3 protein-coding genes are annotated in these 2,283 nt (G+C 38.6%); 2 read left to right on the top strand and 1 reads right to left on the bottom strand.

From position 1 onward, the window contains the following. Window positions 1–480, top strand: a 480-nt coding sequence (locus tag B2X72_RS08520; RefSeq protein WP_286849122.1) for a hypothetical protein, incomplete at its 5' end; no start/stop codon positions are given. A 105-nt stretch (window positions 481–585) separates the two neighbouring features. Further along, the gene (locus B2X72_RS08515; protein ID WP_070565408.1) at window positions 586–1,725 is read left to right on the top strand and encodes an acyltransferase family protein; all 1,140 of its coding nucleotides are present in this window, start codon (window positions 586–588) and stop codon (window positions 1,723–1,725) included. Window positions 1,726–1,860: 135 nt separating this feature from the next. On the opposite strand, the gene B2X72_RS08510 is transcribed toward B2X72_RS08515, so the two are convergent. Next, window positions 1,861–2,283 (bottom strand): hypothetical protein (locus B2X72_RS08510; protein WP_286849120.1); only part of this gene is annotated, 423 nt, incomplete at its 5' end.

Genomic DNA, 2,283 nt, shown 5'->3' with positions numbered 1-2,283 from the left:
GCAGCCTGGGGAACACGAAAATTAAAGCCGGTCAGAGATTTCGGTTATCGTTACACCACGGTTTCTTACAATGAAGATAAGGACACCATAGCCATATTAAACGGAGTTCCTTTTCCAGCGTTGACAGTGGCAGATAATAAAAATGGTGAATTTGCTTATCTATATGCACTGAAGACTTCAAAAAATAAAGATGATTTTCAAAATATTTACAACTATCTACAGAAGACGTTTACAAAATTGAAGGTTCAAGATGATGCGGGAAGTGATATAAAAGGTTGGGAAAATAAAGACTTTTACTATTTTTTGCATAAAAAAAATAGAAGGGAAGAACAGATTTTTTCATTTGGAGAAGATGAAGACGACAAGCCGACGACTACAGACATCACCGATATCCGTTTGGAAATTTATTCTAAAATTTACATCCAAAATATGCAAAAAGAGCAGGTTTACTTACCGGATTATATTCCCAGTGTTAATTAACAGCCTTTAAAAATGGGGCACCGGTAAACTTGTTACAAATCTGCATGGACGATTTTGTTTATATTTACGTCCTTGTAAAAAAATCAATCAAATCGTTTTGTTTTTATGTCCGATACTCAAATACCGACTTCCGTTTATGCAGATACCAAACCACATTATGCAGTACTTGACGGGTTACGCGGTGTAGCAGCTATAACTGTTGTTTGCTTTCATATTTTTGAAGCCTTTGCGACGAGCCATTTAGACCAGCGTATTAATCACGGTTATTTGGCCGTTGACTTTTTCTTTATGCTTTCAGGTTTTGTCGTGGGCTATGCTTATGACGATCGTTGGAAGACAATGACAATAAAAGAATTTATCAAGCGTCGGATAATACGTTTACATCCGATGGTTGTAATGGGTGCGATCATTGGAGCAGTCATGTTTTATTTTCAGGGATGTTCTGTTTGGGATGTGACTAAGGTGACATTTTCTTCGCTGGCAATCGCGACCCTTTTGAATGCCTTGTTGATTCCTGCCATTCCAGGGCAAGAAGTGAGAGGGCTTGGGGAGATGTTTCCATTAAATGGGCCGAGCTGGTCGTTGTTTTTCGAATACATCGGTAATATTCTGTATGCATTGATTATTCGTAGATTTTCAACCAAAGTATTGGCTGGGCTCGTTGTTTTATTCGGGATAGGGTTGGCGGCCTTTGCGATATTGGGACCTTTGGGAGATATCTGTGCTGGTTTTTCACTCACAGAAACGGAATTTACGGCGGGTTCACTTCGTCTTTTGTTTTCATTTACAGCAGGCTTATTCTTATCTAGAGTATTTAAGTCTTTACAGATCAAGGGCGCATTTTGGATTTGTAGTTTGATCCTAGTGCCACTTTTGGCTATGCCGCGCATTGGTGGTGCCGAGCAACTATGGATGAATGGTTTATACGACACGCTATGTTGTGTCGTGGTTTTCCCTTTACTCGTTGTGTTAGGCGCTTCTGGCAAGGGCGGTAATGGTATTACAAGTTGGCTTTGCAAGTTTTTAGGTGATATATCCTATCCTTTGTATATGGTACATTATCCCTTTATCTATCTATACTATGCTTGGGTTAAGAATGAAAATCTGAGTTTTGAAGAGTCGTTGCCCGGAGCAGCGGCTGTCGTGATCGGAAGTATTGTGCTTGCATACGGCTGTTTGAAGTTATACGATATACCCGTACGGCAATATTTGTCAAAACGATTTCTAAAGGCAAAAGGGAAATAGATGCTAGCAAACTAATCCTATTATTTATTATAAAATAAGAAAACACCATTTTTTGGTGTTTTTTTATGCATGTTACCTAGGACAGTGATCTGTACATAGAGAAAATATCTTGTCATGTTAAATAACGCTTCAATGTCAGTCTTTTTCAAAAAAAACGTTGTTATATTTCGACGAATAAAATACCAAATAGAAGCCTAAAGGGCTTCGGTATACCGTTGGATCTGAAGCAAGAATATGATGAGCGGGGAAGTCCATCCACAGTTTTAAGCGTGCGGATTGGTAAGGACAGACTGTTTCGATCTTGCCTTTGTAAACTTTGGATACTTTACCCGCACTTACGACGTTGAAATAAATCGAATCGTTATCCTTTATGACAAAATTGTAGCTATTATATTGCCAGTCAGCTTGTTTTCCTGGGAACAGGTCACGCTTTATGTGGTAGGTACCATAATAATCTTCTTTTTTTAGGATTTTTGGGCTCGTGATCCATTGAAAAAATTGAGACAAAGAAAAAAGTATAATTGCGCCACCGATCAGAGATAAAATTGCATACCCGAA

Origin of the sequence: Sphingobacterium sp. UBA7253 (assembly GCF_002472745.1) — a bacterium.
GTDB lineage: Bacteria > Bacteroidota > Bacteroidia > Sphingobacteriales > Sphingobacteriaceae > Sphingobacterium > Sphingobacterium siyangense.
Note: the sequence above shows the minus strand (reverse complement) of the source record. Positions and strands in the feature narration are given on the sequence as shown.

Excerpts from the sequence above, each read along its gene's own strand:
- B2X72_RS08515 (WP_070565408.1), top strand. The coding sequence starts at position 586 with ATGTCCGATACTCAAATACCGACTTCCGTTTATGCAGATACCAAACCA.